15 protein-coding genes are annotated in these 14,112 nt (G+C 73.7%); 8 read left to right on the top strand and 7 right to left on the bottom strand.

Annotation, left to right across the window (positions count from 1 at the left end; genetic code table 11):
- Positions 1-30: 30 nt before the first annotated feature.
- The gene (locus IF88_RS0119440) at positions 31-459 is read left to right on the top strand and encodes an OsmC family protein (RefSeq protein WP_030713592.1); all 429 of its coding nucleotides are present in this window, start codon (positions 31-33) and stop codon (positions 457-459) included.
- 58 nt (positions 460-517) lie between these two features.
- Here the strand turns inward: IF88_RS0119440 and IF88_RS0119435 are convergent, their stop codons facing one another.
- Together IF88_RS0119435 and IF88_RS0119430 are read right to left on the bottom strand one after the other, a co-directional pair.
- On the bottom strand, positions 518-1,612 hold the full coding sequence (locus IF88_RS0119435) for an amidohydrolase family protein (protein WP_078892993.1): 1,095 nt from the start codon (positions 1,610-1,612) through the stop codon (positions 518-520).
- Between the two features lie 27 nt (positions 1,613-1,639).
- Positions 1,640-2,953, bottom strand: coding sequence for a cytochrome P450 family protein (locus IF88_RS0119430; protein ID WP_051837177.1), 1,314 nt, complete (start codon positions 2,951-2,953; stop codon positions 1,640-1,642).
- A gap of 253 nt (positions 2,954-3,206) precedes the next feature.
- Between IF88_RS0119430 and IF88_RS0119420 the strand changes: the two genes are divergently transcribed.
- The 3 genes from IF88_RS0119420 (at position 3,207) to IF88_RS0119410 (ending at position 6,242) form a co-directional block, all read left to right on the top strand.
- Positions 3,207-3,788: a hypothetical protein gene (locus IF88_RS0119420; protein ID WP_030713580.1), complete on the top strand. Its 582-nt coding sequence runs from the start codon at positions 3,207-3,209 to the stop codon at positions 3,786-3,788.
- A 95-nt stretch (positions 3,789-3,883) separates the two neighbouring features.
- On the top strand, positions 3,884-5,236 hold the full coding sequence (locus IF88_RS0119415; RefSeq protein WP_030713577.1) for an alkaline phosphatase PhoX: 1,353 nt from the start codon (positions 3,884-3,886) through the stop codon (positions 5,234-5,236).
- Positions 5,237-5,324: 88 nt separating this feature from the next.
- Positions 5,325-6,242, top strand: coding sequence for a polysaccharide deacetylase family protein (locus IF88_RS0119410; protein WP_030713574.1), 918 nt, complete (start codon positions 5,325-5,327; stop codon positions 6,240-6,242).
- A gap of 23 nt (positions 6,243-6,265) precedes the next feature.
- On the opposite strand, the gene IF88_RS0119405 is transcribed toward IF88_RS0119410, so the two are convergent.
- Positions 6,266-6,457 (bottom strand): hypothetical protein, encoded by a 192-nt coding sequence (locus IF88_RS0119405; RefSeq protein ID WP_030713571.1) that lies wholly within the window; start codon positions 6,455-6,457, stop codon positions 6,266-6,268.
- Between the two features lie 267 nt (positions 6,458-6,724).
- Between IF88_RS0119405 and IF88_RS0119400 the strand changes: the two genes are divergently transcribed.
- Genes IF88_RS0119400 through IF88_RS0119390 form a run of 3 tightly spaced genes read left to right on the top strand, consistent with a single transcriptional unit; the run spans position 6,725 to position 10,295 of the window.
- On the top strand, positions 6,725-8,074 hold the full coding sequence (locus IF88_RS0119400; protein WP_030713569.1) for a discoidin domain-containing protein: 1,350 nt from the start codon (positions 6,725-6,727) through the stop codon (positions 8,072-8,074).
- The gene (locus IF88_RS0119395; protein WP_030713567.1) at positions 8,074-9,312 is read left to right on the top strand and encodes an MFS transporter; all 1,239 of its coding nucleotides are present in this window, start codon (positions 8,074-8,076) and stop codon (positions 9,310-9,312) included. Before IF88_RS0119400 ends, IF88_RS0119395 begins: the two co-directional genes overlap by 1 nt.
- Positions 9,309-10,295 (top strand): hypothetical protein, encoded by a 987-nt coding sequence (locus IF88_RS0119390; RefSeq protein ID WP_030713565.1) that lies wholly within the window; start codon positions 9,309-9,311, stop codon positions 10,293-10,295. Before IF88_RS0119395 ends, IF88_RS0119390 begins: the two co-directional genes overlap by 4 nt.
- A 46-nt stretch (positions 10,296-10,341) precedes the next feature.
- Here IF88_RS0119390 and IF88_RS42190 read toward each other — a convergent pair whose 3' ends face one another.
- The 4 genes from IF88_RS42190 to IF88_RS0119370 form a co-directional block, all read right to left on the bottom strand.
- Positions 10,342-10,839, bottom strand: coding sequence for a hypothetical protein (locus tag IF88_RS42190; RefSeq protein WP_051837175.1), 498 nt, complete (start codon positions 10,837-10,839; stop codon positions 10,342-10,344).
- 217 nt (positions 10,840-11,056) lie between these two features.
- Entirely contained in the window at positions 11,057-11,707 is a 651-nt protein-coding gene (locus IF88_RS0119380; RefSeq protein WP_030713553.1) for a hypothetical protein, read from the bottom strand.
- Positions 11,704-12,519 (bottom strand): ATP-binding cassette domain-containing protein, encoded by an 816-nt coding sequence (locus IF88_RS0119375; protein ID WP_030713551.1) that lies wholly within the window; start codon positions 12,517-12,519, stop codon positions 11,704-11,706. Before IF88_RS0119375 ends, IF88_RS0119380 begins: the two co-directional genes overlap by 4 nt.
- Positions 12,516-13,190, bottom strand: coding sequence for an AIM24 family protein (locus IF88_RS0119370; RefSeq protein ID WP_030713549.1), 675 nt, complete (start codon positions 13,188-13,190; stop codon positions 12,516-12,518). Before IF88_RS0119370 ends, IF88_RS0119375 begins: the two co-directional genes overlap by 4 nt.
- Before the next feature lie 71 nt (positions 13,191-13,261).
- Between IF88_RS0119370 and IF88_RS0119365 the strand changes: the two genes are divergently transcribed.
- Positions 13,262-14,014 (top strand): aminoacyl-tRNA hydrolase, encoded by a 753-nt coding sequence (locus tag IF88_RS0119365; RefSeq protein ID WP_051837172.1) that lies wholly within the window; start codon positions 13,262-13,264, stop codon positions 14,012-14,014.
- The last annotated feature ends 98 nt before the right edge of the window (positions 14,015-14,112 follow it).

Below are 14,112 nucleotides of genomic sequence, written 5' to 3'. Positions count from 1 at the left end.
GCCGTTCCCCCATCTACGAAGGGATCCACCATGGCCGCCACACGCAACGCCCACGCCGTCTGGGAGGGCGACCTGTTCGAGGGCAAGGGCGTCGTCACCCTCGACTCGTCCGGCCTCGGCAGCTACCCGGTCTCCTGGCCCGCGCGCACCGACGAGGCGGCGAACGGGCGGACCAGCCCGGAGGAGCTCATCGCCGCCGCGCACTCCAGCTGCTTCAACATGGCCTTCTCGAACGGCCTGGCGAAGGCGGGCAACCCGCCGGCCAAGCTGACCACTTCGGCCGCCGTCACCTTCGTTCCCGGCAAGGGCATCACGGGCATCCACCTCACCACCGAGGGCGAGGTGCCGGGCCTGGACGCCGACGCCTTCACCGCCGCGGCCGAGGAAGCCAAGAAGAACTGTCCGGTCAGCCAGGCCCTGACCGGTACGACGATCACCCTGGACGCCAAGCTCGTCTGAGCTTTCCCGCCCCCGCCCTGACGGGGGTGCGGGCCGCGCCGTGCGGCCCGCACCCCCGTCAGGCGTTCGCCAGCTGCGGGATCAGGCGCATCGCGTTGCCGTGGTAGATGCCCTGCAGCTGCTCCGGGGTGAAGGACGGGTCCGCTTCGAGAGCGGGCAGCGCCAGGTCCGTGACCGTGTCGGCGGGCGCGGCGGGCCAGTCCGTGCCGAAGAGGACGTGATCGGCCGGCACGTGCTCCAGCAGGGTCGCCGCGGGCGCCATGGGGCCTGCCGTGTCGTAGTAGAAGCGGCTCAGGTGGTCGCGGACGGCGGCGGGTTCCACGCGCGGTTCGCAGAACCGGCCGAGGGCCTGCAGGCGCGTGACGATGTACGGGAGGAAGCCGCCGGCGTGCGGCAGGACCACGGAGACGTCCGGGAAGCGGTCCAGCGTCCGGTTGCTGATCATGTTGACGGCGGCCCGCGTGGTGTCCAGCAGGAAGTCGCACATGAAGTTCGGAATGCCCGGGACGCTCGACGCGCCGGGCGGGCAGCCGGGCAGGTTGTGCGGGTGGGTGTCCACCACGGCGGAGAACTCGTTCAGCTCGTGGAACACCCGGTCGTAGGCGCGATCCCCGAGGTAGACGCCCCCGTAGTTGGCCGTCACGTTGACCCCCACGGCGCCGAGCTGCCCGAGGCCGCGGCGCACGGCCCACGACGAGGCCTCCGGGTCGTCCAGGAACAGGGGCACGTAGTACGAGAACCTGCCCGGATGCGAGGTCGTCACCTCGATCATCGACTGCAGAGTGATGTTGACGGCCTCGCGCAGCTGCGCCGACGACCGGTAGCGGGCCGGCAGCATCGGCTTGAGGACGGCGGTCGTGATGCCCGCCCCGTCCATGAACCGGATCGCGTCCGCGATGCCGAGGCGCGTCCACGGGGGCAGCTGGTCCTGCGTGATCAGCCCGTGGTGCACGGCCCACTCGCGCCATTGCGGCGCGCAGTAGTGGTGATGCATGTCGATCTTCGAATGGACCGCGCGCGCCGCGTCCGGGCCCGCTGCGGAGGGGTTCTGCCCGACGCGGATGACCTCGCTGGTGCCCACCGCGGCGACGCGCAGTTCGTCCGCCGGCGTGCCCAGGAGGCGCAGCGCGGGGGTACTCACGGAATCCGTCATGCCGATCCACCGTCCATCGGGTCTGGGCTACTTTCCGGAGGCCACGGAGGCCAGGGTCGGCTCGCCGGGATCTCCGTCCGGGCGCGAGGGCTCCAGGACGATCCGGAGGTGTTCGAGCCCCCGGAACGCCGCCACCGGGCCCTTGAGCCACGCCCCCTTGGTCTCCTCCGCGTCCGCGAGCTCCATGGCCGGGAACTCCCGCAGGAGGCAGGCGAACGCGATCTCGAGTTCGAGCCGCGCCAGCGGCGCCCCCAGGCAGTAGTGGGTGCCGTGTCCGAAGCCCAGGTGCGTCCCCTGGAGTCCCTCGCGCGTCACGTCCAGCTCGTCCGGGGAGTCGAACTTCTCGGGGTCCCGGTTGGCCGAGGAGAGCGCGATCTGCACCAGGGAGCCCTCGGGGATCAGCGTGTCCCGGATCCGGGCGTCCTGCGCCGCGTACCGGAAGGTCGACGTCTCCACCGAACCCTCGAAGCGCAGCATCTCCTCGACCGCCCCCGGGATCAGCCGGGGGTCCTCGCGGAGCTTCGCCGCCTGGTCGGGGCGGAGCAGCAGGTTGAGGACGGAGTTCCCGATCTGGTACGCGGTGGTCTTGTGGCCGGCGAAGAACAGCACCCACAGCGACGCGACCAGTTCGGGGTCCTCCAGCCGCTCCTCCGCCTGGACGAGGTCGCTGAGGAAGGAGTCCGACGGGTGCTCGCGGGTGTCCGCGATGAGCTGCTCCAGCCGGCGCTGCAGCCGCTCCCCGGCCGCCTTCAGCTCCGCCTTCTTGCCGGGGTCGAACCGGGAGCGCGTCACCACGGCGAACTGCTCCAGGATCTCCGGGCGGTCCTCCTGCGGGATGCCCATCAGTTCGCACAGGACCGCGATGGGCAGCGGGAACGCGAACGCGGCCATCAGGTCGACCGTGCCGGCCTTCCGGCACTCGCCGAGGATGTCCTCGGCGATCTCGGTGATCCGGGGGCGCATTTGCTCAACCCGCCGGGGGGTGAAGGCGCTGCGCAGGATGCGGCGCAGCCGCGTGTGCCGGGGCGGGTCCGAGAAGAGCACGTTGTCGTCGAGCGCGTCGAAGAAGCTCCCGTACACGGCGTGGTAGGTGTCGATGGCGCCGCGCATGTTCTTGCTGAAGCGCGGGTCCGACAGCGCGTCGCGGGCGTCGTCGTGCCGCGTGATGAGGTACGTGTCGACCCCGTGCGGCGGCGTCAGCCGGCACACCGGCGCCTGCTCGCGCAGGGCCGCGTACATCGGGTGGGGGCACTGCCGGTACTCCGGCGCGCCCCTGGACACGGCCGAGACGATGTCCCGCAGCTCTCCGCCGCCGTTCGGTGCCGCATCCTGCTGCGCCATGTTCCGCACCCTCCGTCGCACTCGCGCTCGTCTTCCGCGGACACACCGGTTCCCCGTGCGGGTGCGTCGCGAAACGGCGCCGTTCCCGTTCGGGTGAGGCCCGCGGGGCCGGGTACGGGGTCGTCCGCGTGCGGGGTCCGGCCGGCCCTCAGCCGATCGGCGGTCGGCCGTCCGGGGCCGCGTGTGTGGCGGGCGGGGCGGCCCGGGGAAGGGGTAGTGGGTCTCTTGCCAGCCCGCCGCAAGGAGCCCGCCCATGGCCCGCAGTCTCGCCCTGGCCCTCACCGCAGCCGCCTCGCTCGCCCTGGCGGCCGTCGCCGCTGCCCCCGCCGCGTCCGGCGTTCCGCCCCGTCCCGGCGCCGGCGCCGACGGTGGCGCCGGCCGGGCCGTGGCCGACCGGGCCCTCGTGTACAAGGCGACCGCCAAGTACCAGGTGCACGCCAACGGAGTGGCGGCCGGCTACAAGCCGGACAAGTACTGCGTCGTCGACAAGGCGGGGGGAACGGGCGCACTCGGCTACCCGCACTTCAACCACGCGTACGACAACTCCCTCGACCCCGCGAAGCCCGCCGCGCTGTACTACGAGGACGACGGGCGCGGCGGCAAGCGCCTCGTCGGAGTCCAGTGGCTGGTCTACGACCGCGACCAGAAGCTGACCACGGACGAGGACCGCCCCACGCTGTTCGGCGTCCCCTTCAAGGGCCCCAAGCCCGGCAACTTCCCGGGCCAGCCGGTCCACTACGCCCTGCAGCTGTGGCTCTGGAAGGACAATCCCGGTGGGCTGTTCCAGACCTTCAACCCGGCGGTGACCTGCCTTCCGGGCACCACCCGCCCCTGACACCGTCCCCGACGCCCTTCCTGCACACCATTGCCGAACACCGCCTGCGACCACCGCCTGCGACCACCGCTGCCGAACACCGCCCGGAGCCGCCGATGTCCGTCACCCGACGCAGCCTGCTCGCCGCCGGCGCGATCGCCTTCAGCGGGACGCTCGGCGCGCTGTTCGCCGGCGGCTCCCCCGCCGCCCTGGCCGCCCGCGCCGGGCGCGGGTACGGGCCCTTGCTCCCCGACCCGCGCGGGCTGCTCGACCTGCCCGCGGGGTTCGGCTACCGGGTGCTCTCGCGGGCGGGCGGTCCGCTGCGCTCCGGCGAGGGCACCGTACCGGCCAACTGCGACGGCATGGCCGCCTTCGACGCCGGCGGCGGCCGCGTGCGGCTGGTCCGCAACCACGAGAACCGCACCACCGCCGCCCTGCGCGTCCCCGCGGTCCCCGGGCTGACGTACGACCCCGAGGCCCTGGGCGGCTGCACGGCCCTGGAACTGGACGCGGCCGGGACGGTCACCGGCGAGCGGGTCGCCCTCGCCGGCACCGCCGTCAACTGCGCGGGCGGCCGCACCCCCTGGAACACCTGGCTGAGCTGCGAGGAGACCGAGGACCGCGCGGGCACCTCCGGCTACGCCCGCGACCACGGCTACGTCTTCGAGGTGGACCCCGGCGACCCGCACCGCTCGGGCGCGGTCCCGCTCACCGCGATGGGCCGCTTCGCGCACGAGGCCGTCGCCGTGGACCCGTACCGCGGGGTCGTCTACGAGACCGAGGACGCCTTCGTCAAGCCGTTCGGGCTGTTCTACCGCTTCCTGCCGGCGCGGCCGCTCGGGGGGCTCGGCTCGCTGCGGGCGGGAGGCGCCCTGGAGGCCCTGCGCGTACCGGGGATCGCGGACCTCGCGGTGGTGGACGAGCCCGGGGCGGAGTTCCCGGTGGAATGGGTGCCCGTACCGGACCCCTCGGCGGCCTCGACCCCGGTCCGGCTGCAGGACTTCGGGCCGGGCGGGATCACCCACGCGCAGAAGCTGGAGGGCTGCTACTGGGGCGGCGACGGCGTCCACTTCGTGTCCAGCTTCGCCCGCACCGGCGAGGGCGCGTCCGCCGACCACCACGGGCAGGTGTGGTTCTACGATCCGCGCCGGGCCCGGCTGCGGCTGGACGTGCTCTTCGGCCCGGCGGCCGACATCGCGCTGCCCGGGGACTCCCCCGACAACATCTGCCTGGCGCCGGACGGCGGCCTGATGGTGTGCGAGGACGGCGGCGGCGCCCAGTACGTCTTCGGCGTGACGGCGGGCGGCGAGGTCTATCCGGTGGCCCGCAACGCCCAGGACATCGGGCGGCCGGGGGCCCCGGAGTGGGGGGAGTTCGCCGGGGTCACCTTCTCCCCCGACGGGCGGACGATGTACGTCAACGCGTACACCCCGGGCACCACCTTCGCGGTGACGGGCCCCTGGCACTGACCCCCAGTTCGTATGACTACATGACCGCATCCCTGGGCGACCGCCTGTCGCGCAGCTCGCTTGTCGGATAGTCATATAGTTTGCGTACGTGACCATTTCCGTACGAAAAGTAGCCGCCACGGCTGCCACGGCGGTCCTGGGTGCCGCCCTCGCGGGCTGCGGGGGCGGCACCGCGCCGGACGCCGGCCGCGAAGCCCGCCTGGGCACTCCCGCCGCCTCGGCCTCCGGCGCGCCCACCGCGTCCCCGCCGAACAGCGCGCCCCCCAGCCCGCAGGCCGGCGCCCCGCAGGCCGGCGCGCCCGCCAAGGCCCCGACCCTGGCCCCCGGCCCGAACGGCCTGACCCCGGTCTTCGAGCGGGCGGCGCAGCGGACGGACAAGACCGTGGCGCTGACCTTCGACGCCGACATGACCTCCGACCAGGGGCCGCGCGCCGCGGACGGGGAACACTTCGACAACCCGCAGCTGATCTCGACCCTGCGCACGCTCAAGGCCCCCTCGACGATCTTCATGACGGGCCGCTGGGCCGAGGAGTACCCGGACCAGGCGAAGTCCATCGGCACCGACCCGAACTTCGAGATCGCCAACCACTCGTACAGCCACCACGCCTTCAAGTCCCCCTGCTACGGGCTGCCGGCGCTCGACGCCGCCGCTGCCCGCGCCGACGTCGACCGGGCCTTCGCCGCCTTCCGGCAGGCGGGGGCCGTCAACACCGTCCCGTACTTCCGCTTCCCCGGCGGCTGTTACGACGACCAGGCGCTGCGGGCCCTGTCCACGGCCAAGGTCACGGCCGTCCAGTGGGACGTGGTCAGCGGGGACGCCTTCGCGAAGGACCCCGACGCGGTGGCCGAACAGGTGCTCACCGGGGTGAAGCCCGGCTCCGTGGTGGTCATGCACTGCACGCGCAGCGCCGCCCCGGTCACCGAGGAGGCCATCCGGAAGATCGTCCCGGAGCTGCGCAAGCGCGGCTACCGCTTCGTGAAGGTCTCCGAACTCATCGGGAAGTGACCGAACGGGGAATGACCGGCCCTTCAGCCGGAGCAGGCGGTGCGCTGCGCGTCCTGCCACTCGCACACCGGGCAGAGCACTACGCCCGGCGTCGCGACCCCGTACTCGGTGGGCTTGCCGCACTCCAGGCAGTCCGCGTACGGCGGCCCGTCCACCCGCCCGGCCGGGGCGGCGGGGGCGGGGCAGTACGACGGCGTCCCGTTCGGCTGGTCCATGCGTACGAGCCTACCGGCGGCGGGCGGGGAACCCGGCTGCGAACAGCCTCCGGAAAACTGCTGCCGGTGCACTGGTAGGAAACTTTCCTTCCTGTTAAGGTCCCGGGCGGCGGCTCGGCGCGGTGCCCACCCCCACGGGCATGACGCGCTCAGCGAGAGCTCTGACCCGGCCGCCGCGGTGCCGCCCCCTGCCCGCCCCCGGGCAGGGGACCGCGCCGCCCGCCAGTGCCCAGCTCTCACCGCCCCTCGAAGCAGGGAGTTCCAGGCATGCGCCCGAACACCTCCGACCGGCCGCCTCTGTTACGCGGCAGACTCCGCACCCTCCTCCTCTCCGGCGTCACCGCACTCGCGCTCGTCTGCGGGCTGCTCCTGGCCTGGCCCGACCGTGCCGGGGCCGCCGCCGATCCCCTCATATCCCGCGGGAGGCCCGCCACCGCGTCCTCCACCGAGACCTCGTCGCTGGGCGCGAAGAACGCCTTCGACGGCGACCCGGCCACCCGCTGGGCCAGCACCGAGGGCAAGGACCCGCAGTGGATCCGGGTCGACCTCGGCCCCGGGGCCACCGTCTCGCGGGTACGGCTCACCTGGGAGGCCGCCTACGCCAAGGCGTACCGCGTCGAGCTCTCCACCGACGGCGCCGCCTGGACCCCGCTGGCCACCGAGGCCGCGGGCAACGGCGGCGTCGACGACTGGACCGGCCTGTCCGGGAAGGGCCGGTACCTGCGCGTCCAGGGCACCGCGCGCGGTACCTCGTACGGCTACTCGCTCTTCGAAGCCGAGGTGTACGGCACCGTCGAGGGCGGTCCGCCACCGGGCGGCGCCTTCACGGTCGTCGCCGCCGGTGACATCGCCGCGCAGTGCACGTCCTCCGACAGCGGCTGCGCACACCCCAGGACCGCCGCGCTCGCCCGGCAGATCGACCCGAAGTTCTATCTGACGATGGGCGACAACCAGTACGACGACGCCCGGCTCTCCGACTTCCGCGCCTACTACGACAAGAGCTGGGGCGCCTTCAAGGCCAAGACCCGCCCCGTGCCGGGCAACCACGAGACCTACGACCCGGCCGGCCCGCTCGCCGGGTACAAGTCGTACTTCGGGAGCATCGCCTTCCCGCAGGGCAAGAGCTGGTACAGCTACGACGAGGGCAACTGGCACTTCATCGCCCTCGACTCCAACTCCTTCGACCAGGCCGCCCAGATCGACTGGCTCAAGGCCGATCTCGCCGCCAACGCCAAGCGGTGCGTCGCCGCCTACTGGCACCACCCGCTGTTCTCCTCCGGCGGGCACGGCAACGACCCGGTCTCCAAACCGGTCTGGAAGATCCTGTACGCCGCGAAGGCAGACCTCGTCCTGGGCGGCCACGACCACCACTACGAGCGGTTCGCCCCGCAGGACCCCGAGGGCCGGGCGACCGCCGACGGGATCGTGGAGATCGTCGGCGGGATGGGCGGCGCCGAGCCCTACCCGATCGAGGAGATCCAGCCCAACAGCCAGAAGCGGATCAGCGGACCGTACGGCGTGGTGAAGCTCGACTTCACCGACTCCGGCTACGGATGGACCTACGTGGCCACCGACGGCCAGGTCAAGGACATCAGCCCGAAGTACAGCTGCCACTGATGTACCTGGCCGCCCACGGCCGCCCGGACGCGCCGCCCCGTACACCGGGGGCCGGGCGGCGCGTCCCCTCGGTCGTCCTCGCGCTCGGCACGGTCAGCCTCGTCACCGACGTCTCCTCGGAGATGGTCACGGCGGTGCTGCCGCTCTACCTCGTCCTGGACCTGGGCCTGACTCCCCTCCAGTTCGGCTTCCTGGACGGGATGTTCAACGGGGCCACCGCCCTCGTGCGGCTGCTCGGCGGCCGGCTCGCCGACCGTCGCGGCCGTCACAAGCGGGTCGCCGGCGCCGGCTACCTGCTCTCCGCGCTGTCCCGGCTCGGGCTGCTCCTCGCCGGGGGCGCCACCGCCGGGATCGCCGCCGCGCTCGCCGCCGACCGCCTCGGCAAGGGCATCCGCACCGCCCCGCGCGACGCCCTGATCTCGCTCAGCGGGCCCCCGGAGGCGCTCGGCCGGTCCTTCGGCGTGCACCGTGCCATGGACACCACGGGCGCCCTCCTCGGGCCGCTCGCCGCGTTCGCCGTGCTGTGGGCGACCGCCGACGCCTACGACGCGGTGTTCGCCGTCAGCTTCTGCGCCGGCCTGCTCGGAGTGCTCCTGCTCGTCCTGTACGTCCCGGCCGCGGCCACCGCCGTGCCCGGACCCGCACGCCCGCCCAGGACCGCGGCCCTGCGCGACCCCGTCTTCCGCCGCGTCCTGTACGCCGCGGCCCTGCTCGGCGCCACCACCGTCGGCGACGCCTTCCTCTACCTGCTGCTCCTGCGCGGTCTCGACCTGCCGCCCGCCCTGTTCGCGCTGCTGCCGCTCGGCGCCGCCGCCGTCTACCTCCTGCTCGCCGTCCCCGCGGGCCGGTTCGCCGACCGGTCCGGACGACGGCCGGCCTTCCTGCTCGGGCACGGCGCCCTGCTCTGCGCGTACGCCGTGCTGCTGGCGCCCGTCTCCTGGCCGACCGTCATCGCCGTCCTGGCCCTGCTGGGGATCTTCTACGCCGGCACGGACGGCGTCCTCATGGCACTGGCCGCGCCGGCGCTGCCCGCGCAGGGCCGGGCGGGCGGACTCGCGCTGCTGCAGACCGGCCAGGCACTGGCCCGGCTGCTCGGCGCCGCCGGGTTCGGGGCGGTCTGGACCCTCTGGGGACAGCGGCCCGCCCTGTGGGCGGCCGTCCTCGCGCTGACCGGGGCGCTCGTGGCCGCCTCGCGCATCCTGCCCGCCGCTCCCCCGACCACCCCGGAGGCACCGTGAACCCCCCGTCCCGACGGCTGCGCCTGACCTTCGTCATCGCCGCGGTCCTGCTGCTGGCGGGAGGCTCACTGGGCTACGTCCTGCACGCGCGGCACCGGGAACGGCCGCCCGGGCAGCGGGCCGACGCCTCCTTCACCCTCGCGGAACCCGGCCTCTACTTCCGGGACTCGGCCGGCGGACGGGTCGCGCGCCAGGGCGGCCCGGGCCTGCCGCGGGTGACGGGCGGCCCTTCCTGCGACCGCTTCCACGCCGCCGGCGAGCACGCCCTGTGTCTGCGCAAGCTGCCCGGGGTCCCGCCCCGCACCGATGCCCTCGTACTCGACCGGCGGCTGCGCGAGATCCGCCGGGTGACCGTGCCCGGCATCCCCAACCGGGCCCGCGTCTCCGCCTCCGGGCAGCTCCTGTCGTGGACGACCTTCACGACCGGCGACTCCTACGCCACCACCGCGTTCTCCACCCGGACGGCGATCCTGGACCTGCGCACCGGCTATCTGGTCAAGTCGATCGAGCAGATCCCGTTGACCCTCGGCGGGGCCCGGCACCACGACTCCGACGTCAACTACTGGGGCGTCACCTTCGCCGCCGACGACAACCGTTTCTACGCCACCGTCTCCACCCGGGGCACCACCCACCTGGTCGAGGGAGACCTGCGCGCCTGGTCGGCGAAGGCACTGCGGGAGAACGCCGAATGCCCCTCGCTGTCACCGGACGGCACGCGCGCCGCCTTCAAGAAGAAGGTCTCCGACGACCCCCGGACGCCCTGGCGGCTGTACGTCCTCGACCTCGCGACGATGCGCGAGCACCCCTCGGCCGAACCCCGCAGCGTCGACGACCAGGCCGCCTGGCTGGACGACTCGACCCTCGCCTACGCCCTGCCGGGACAGGACGGCCGCGCGAGCGACATCTGGTCGGCCCGGGCGGACGGCACGGGCGAGCCCCACCTCCTCGTCCCGGGCGGTTCCTCACCCGCCGAGGTGGGCTGAGGGGTACCGTGCCGCCTGTCGGCACGGCACCCCTCAGAGTCCTGACCTACCGCTTGACGGGGGTGTTCGGCAGGGGCGAGAACCCGGTGCCGCACGCCGCCACGATGGTCGACGGCGCGAAAGGCGTGCTGTCGCTGGTGCACACGGCCTGGTGCTGTGCCCCGTCGCGGGTCAGCAACGTGATGTAGAGCAGACCCGGGTTGCTCTCGGTGACCGAGGTCGCGGTGCCGATGACGCAGTCCGGCGCGTTGTCGAGGAGGCCCAGGTTGATCCACACGCCCGGGTTCCGGCTGTCGTTGAGGAACGCGTGTCCTTGCGCGTCGCTCGCGACACGGAAGATCACGCCGTCCGGGAAGTTGACGTAGTCCGGAGCGGCAGAGCTGACGTCGCGGGCGCCGCACTTCTTGCCCGCAGCCATGGAACTGCTGGGATCCGCGGTCCCCGGGCCGTCGTCGGCGACCGCGGACGGGACCATGAGCGCCCCGAGCAGTACCGCTCCCGATACGACCGACATGCCCCGCGCGGCCCAAGCCAGCTTCTTCATGTGCTTCCTTTCCTGGAGGGAGGCCCTCCGCTGCATGCAGCGTGGCCACTTCTACGGGAACGGGCATCCCCGCACCCGACGGAATGGTCACCGGAAGCCATGAGTCATCACTCTTTGGAACTGCGAGAACCTACGAATGGCGGCGGCCGGGCAGCCATCTGCCCGGTGGCCGCCGAGCCGGCCGCGCCGGGGCCGGCCCGGGCTTCGCGGACCCGTTCTAGGCGTTCCGCGCGGCGGCGAGGCAGGCCGCCGCACCCGCCGCGCCCGCCAGCAGCAGCGCCCCCGCGAAGGCCGCGAGGGGCAGCGGTGCGCAGCCCGAGCGCGCCCCCGCGACCAGGGCGGACAGCGCACCGCGGGCCGGGGAGGGCGCGAGGACCAGGGCCAGCAGGGAGCCGAGGGCCGCGGCCAGGACCCCGTAGCCGCGGCGCCGCACCAGCGGCCTGCTGCACAGCGCCCCCACGGCGGCGCCGGTCAGCGCGCACACCGCCACCGTCAGGCCGCCCGAAAGGGCGGTCCGGGCGGGGTCGGGCCCGGTCCCGTCACCGAGCAGCAGCGCCACGGCCGCGCCCGCCGCGCCGGTGAGCAGCGCCCCGGCGAGGGCGGTGAGCAGGGCCGCCGCGTGCACCCGTACCGGACCGGCTGCGGCGGCCGTGACGTCGCGGGCCGCGGCCGGCTCGTTGCCGACGCAGATCCGGACCAGCCAGGCCGTGAGCGGGACCAGGCCCACGGCCGCGTAGCCGAGGGAGTCCAGTACCGGGTCGCCCGGCCGGATCCCGACGGCCACGAAGGCGGCGTACAGGGCGAAGGGGGCGAGCCAGCGCTGGGAGCGCAGCAGCAGGGCGCCCTGGTAGCGGAGCAGAGCGGTCACGGCAGTTCCTCCACGGCGCGGACGTGCCAGGGCGGCCGGGCGGTGAGCAGGACGCGCAGGACCTCGTCGGAGCGGGCGCCGTCCACGGTCAGCACCACGGCGCCGTCGGGGCCGGGACGCCCGTCGAGCCCCGGCGGCAGCGGGCCGCCGGGCGTCCCGGCGGCGCGGATCCGTACGCGGGGCCCCGCCGGCCCTGACCGGGGAACGGGAACCAGCGCGGCCCCCTCGACCCGGTGGTGCGCGTCGGGGGCGCCCGCGAGCCGGCCCGGGTCGTGGTCGACGAACACCACAGTGGCTCCGGAGGCGGTGCGTTCGGCGACGGCGAGGTCCAGCTCTGCGCGGGCCGCGGCGTCCAGCCCGGTCCAGGCTTCGTCGAGGACGAGGAGATCCGGCTCGGCGAGCAGGGCCTGGGCGACGGCCACCTTCTGGCTGGTCCCCTTGGACAGTTCGGCCATCGGGGTGCGGGCGTGCCCGGCGGCCCCGAACCGGTCCATCCAGTGCTCCGCCCGCCGGGCCGCCACGGTCCGCCCGAGCCCGTGCACCCGGCCCAGGTGGGTCAGGTAGGAGACGGCCGTGAGCGGCAGCGCCGCCGGGAAGCGCTCGGGTACGTAGGCCGTGCGGCGCGGGCGGCCGTCGACGCGCCCCTCGGTCGGCGTGTCGATCCCGGCGACGAGCCGCAGCAGGGTGGACTTGCCGCCGCCGTTGCCGCCCTCGATCCGTACGAGGGCTCCGGGCGGCAGCTCCAGCGAGACCCCGCGCAGCACCCAGGGACGGGTCCGCCCGTAACGCCGGCCCACACCGGTGAGGTTCAGTGCGCGGCCGCCGTCTCGGTGACCTCGCTCGGGCGGACGATGACGAAGCCCTCGCCGCGCAGCATCAGCTGGACGGCCTCGCCGGAGCCGCCGCGGATCATCGAGCCGACCGACTGGGAGCGGTGCAGGCCGGTCTCCAGCTGGGCGCTCCAGCCGACGACCGCGTCCGTGTCGACGTAGACCGGGGCCTGGGCGGTGACCGGGATGATGATCGGGTTGCCGTCGCAGATCACGGCGAGCTTGCCGGTGCCGGTGAAGACGCTGTTGAAGAGGCCGCCGCCGGTCATGCCGGCGCCCTTCACCATCTTGATCTCGTAGGACAGGGTGGGGTCGAAACAGAGCACGTTGCGGCCGTTGACGGTGAGGGCGTCGCCCGGCTCGAAGTCGATGATGAAGCAGTTGGCCGCCTGGTGGGCGAACCAGGCCTCGCCCTGGCCGCGTACGGACATGAGCGCCAAGCCCTCGCCCGTCACGGCGCGCTTGAGCATGCCGCCTATGCCCTGGCCCTTGCGCTCGAACTGGAGGTTGCCGCGGAAGGCGACCATCGAGCCCTGACGGGCCAGCATTTCACCGTTGACGTTGTACTTGACGGACTTGGCGTTCTGCAGGCTCATGCCGGGGGTGACGGCGGCCTGGGCCAGGTTCTCGGACGCGAAAAGATCACTCTTCATGCCGTCGATCCTCACCCGCGGCGAGCACCCGGGACATCCTCCTTGAGGTGGAGCCTGGCATCCTTGGCGGGATGAGCAGCCAGCACACGAACGACATCTCCGACGTGCCCGCGGTCGGCGCGGACAGCCCGTTCCGGCAGGAGCACGCCCTGCGCGACGAGGCCCCGCAGTTCGTCCTGCCGCTGGTGGTCCGGATCGAGAAGGCCGAGCCGCCGGCCCGGACCGACGCCCTGGAGACGGCGGCCCGCGCGGTGCTGGTCCTGCTCACCGACGAGCGGGCGCAGGGCGAGGGCGAGTGGGCCGAGGCGGTCCGCGACTGGCAGGACGCGCGGATCCGCAAGGTGGTCCGGCGCGCCCGCGGGGCGGAGTGGCGCAAGGCGCAGACCCTGCCGGGCGTCACGGTGCACGGTGACACCTCGGAGGTACGGGTCTTCCCGCCGGTGCCCCTGGACGGCTGGCCCAAGGAGCTCGCGAAGCTCCAGGTGTCGGGTACCGATCTGGACGATCCGGAGCCGGTGGCCGCGGTCGAGGACCCGGAGCTGCCGGTGCTGTGGCTCAACCCCGGCCTCGACATGTCGGCCGGCAAGGCGATGGCGCAGGCCGGGCACGCGGCGCAGCTGGCGTGGTGGGAGCTGACCGGCGCGGAGCGGGCCGCCTGGCGGGACGCCGGCTTCCGGCTGGCCGTACGGACGGCCGCGCGCGAGCGGTGGGCGGAACTGACCGGGACCGGGCTGCCGGTGGTCCGCGACGCCGGGTTCACCGAGATCGCGCCGGGCAGCGCGACGGTGGTCGCCGACCATCCGGCGCTGCGCGCCCGGCTCTGACGGCGTCGCCCCGAAGACCCTGCGCGTTCGCGGGAACCTCAAATGTTGCTCTGAACGTCCCCCGCTGCGGTTGGCGCGACCGCGCCGGGGCCATGACA

This window comes from Streptomyces sp. NRRL F-2580 (assembly GCF_000720115.1).
GTDB lineage: Bacteria > Actinomycetota > Actinomycetes > Streptomycetales > Streptomycetaceae > Streptomyces.
This window is presented reverse-complemented; position numbering and strand designations above follow the sequence as displayed.

What these genes read in the sequence shown, in the direction of transcription:
- IF88_RS0119440 (WP_030713592.1), top strand. Translation starts at nt 31, where the DNA reads ATGGCCGCCACACGCAACGCCCACGCCGTCTGGGAGGGCGACCTGTTC.
- IF88_RS0119435 (WP_078892993.1), bottom strand. Translation starts at nt 1,612, where the DNA reads ATGACGGATTCCGTGAGTACCCCCGCGCTGCGCCTCCTGGGCACGCCG.
- IF88_RS0119430 (WP_051837177.1), bottom strand. Translation starts at nt 2,953, where the DNA reads ATGGCGCAGCAGGATGCGGCACCGAACGGCGGCGGAGAGCTGCGGGAC.
- IF88_RS0119420 (WP_030713580.1), top strand. Translation starts at nt 3,207, where the DNA reads ATGGCCCGCAGTCTCGCCCTGGCCCTCACCGCAGCCGCCTCGCTCGCC.
- IF88_RS0119415 (WP_030713577.1), top strand. Translation starts at nt 3,884, where the DNA reads ATGTCCGTCACCCGACGCAGCCTGCTCGCCGCCGGCGCGATCGCCTTC.
- IF88_RS0119405 (WP_030713571.1), bottom strand. Translation starts at nt 6,457, where the DNA reads ATGGACCAGCCGAACGGGACGCCGTCGTACTGCCCCGCCCCCGCCGCC.
- IF88_RS0119400 (WP_030713569.1), top strand. Translation starts at nt 6,725, where the DNA reads ATGCGCCCGAACACCTCCGACCGGCCGCCTCTGTTACGCGGCAGACTC.
- IF88_RS0119395 (WP_030713567.1), top strand. Translation starts at nt 8,074, where the DNA reads ATGTACCTGGCCGCCCACGGCCGCCCGGACGCGCCGCCCCGTACACCG.
- IF88_RS42190 (WP_051837175.1), bottom strand. Translation starts at nt 10,839, where the DNA reads ATGAAGAAGCTGGCTTGGGCCGCGCGGGGCATGTCGGTCGTATCGGGA.
- IF88_RS0119370 (WP_030713549.1), bottom strand. Translation starts at nt 13,190, where the DNA reads ATGAAGAGTGATCTTTTCGCGTCCGAGAACCTGGCCCAGGCCGCCGTC.
- IF88_RS0119365 (WP_051837172.1), top strand. Translation starts at nt 13,262, where the DNA reads ATGAGCAGCCAGCACACGAACGACATCTCCGACGTGCCCGCGGTCGGC.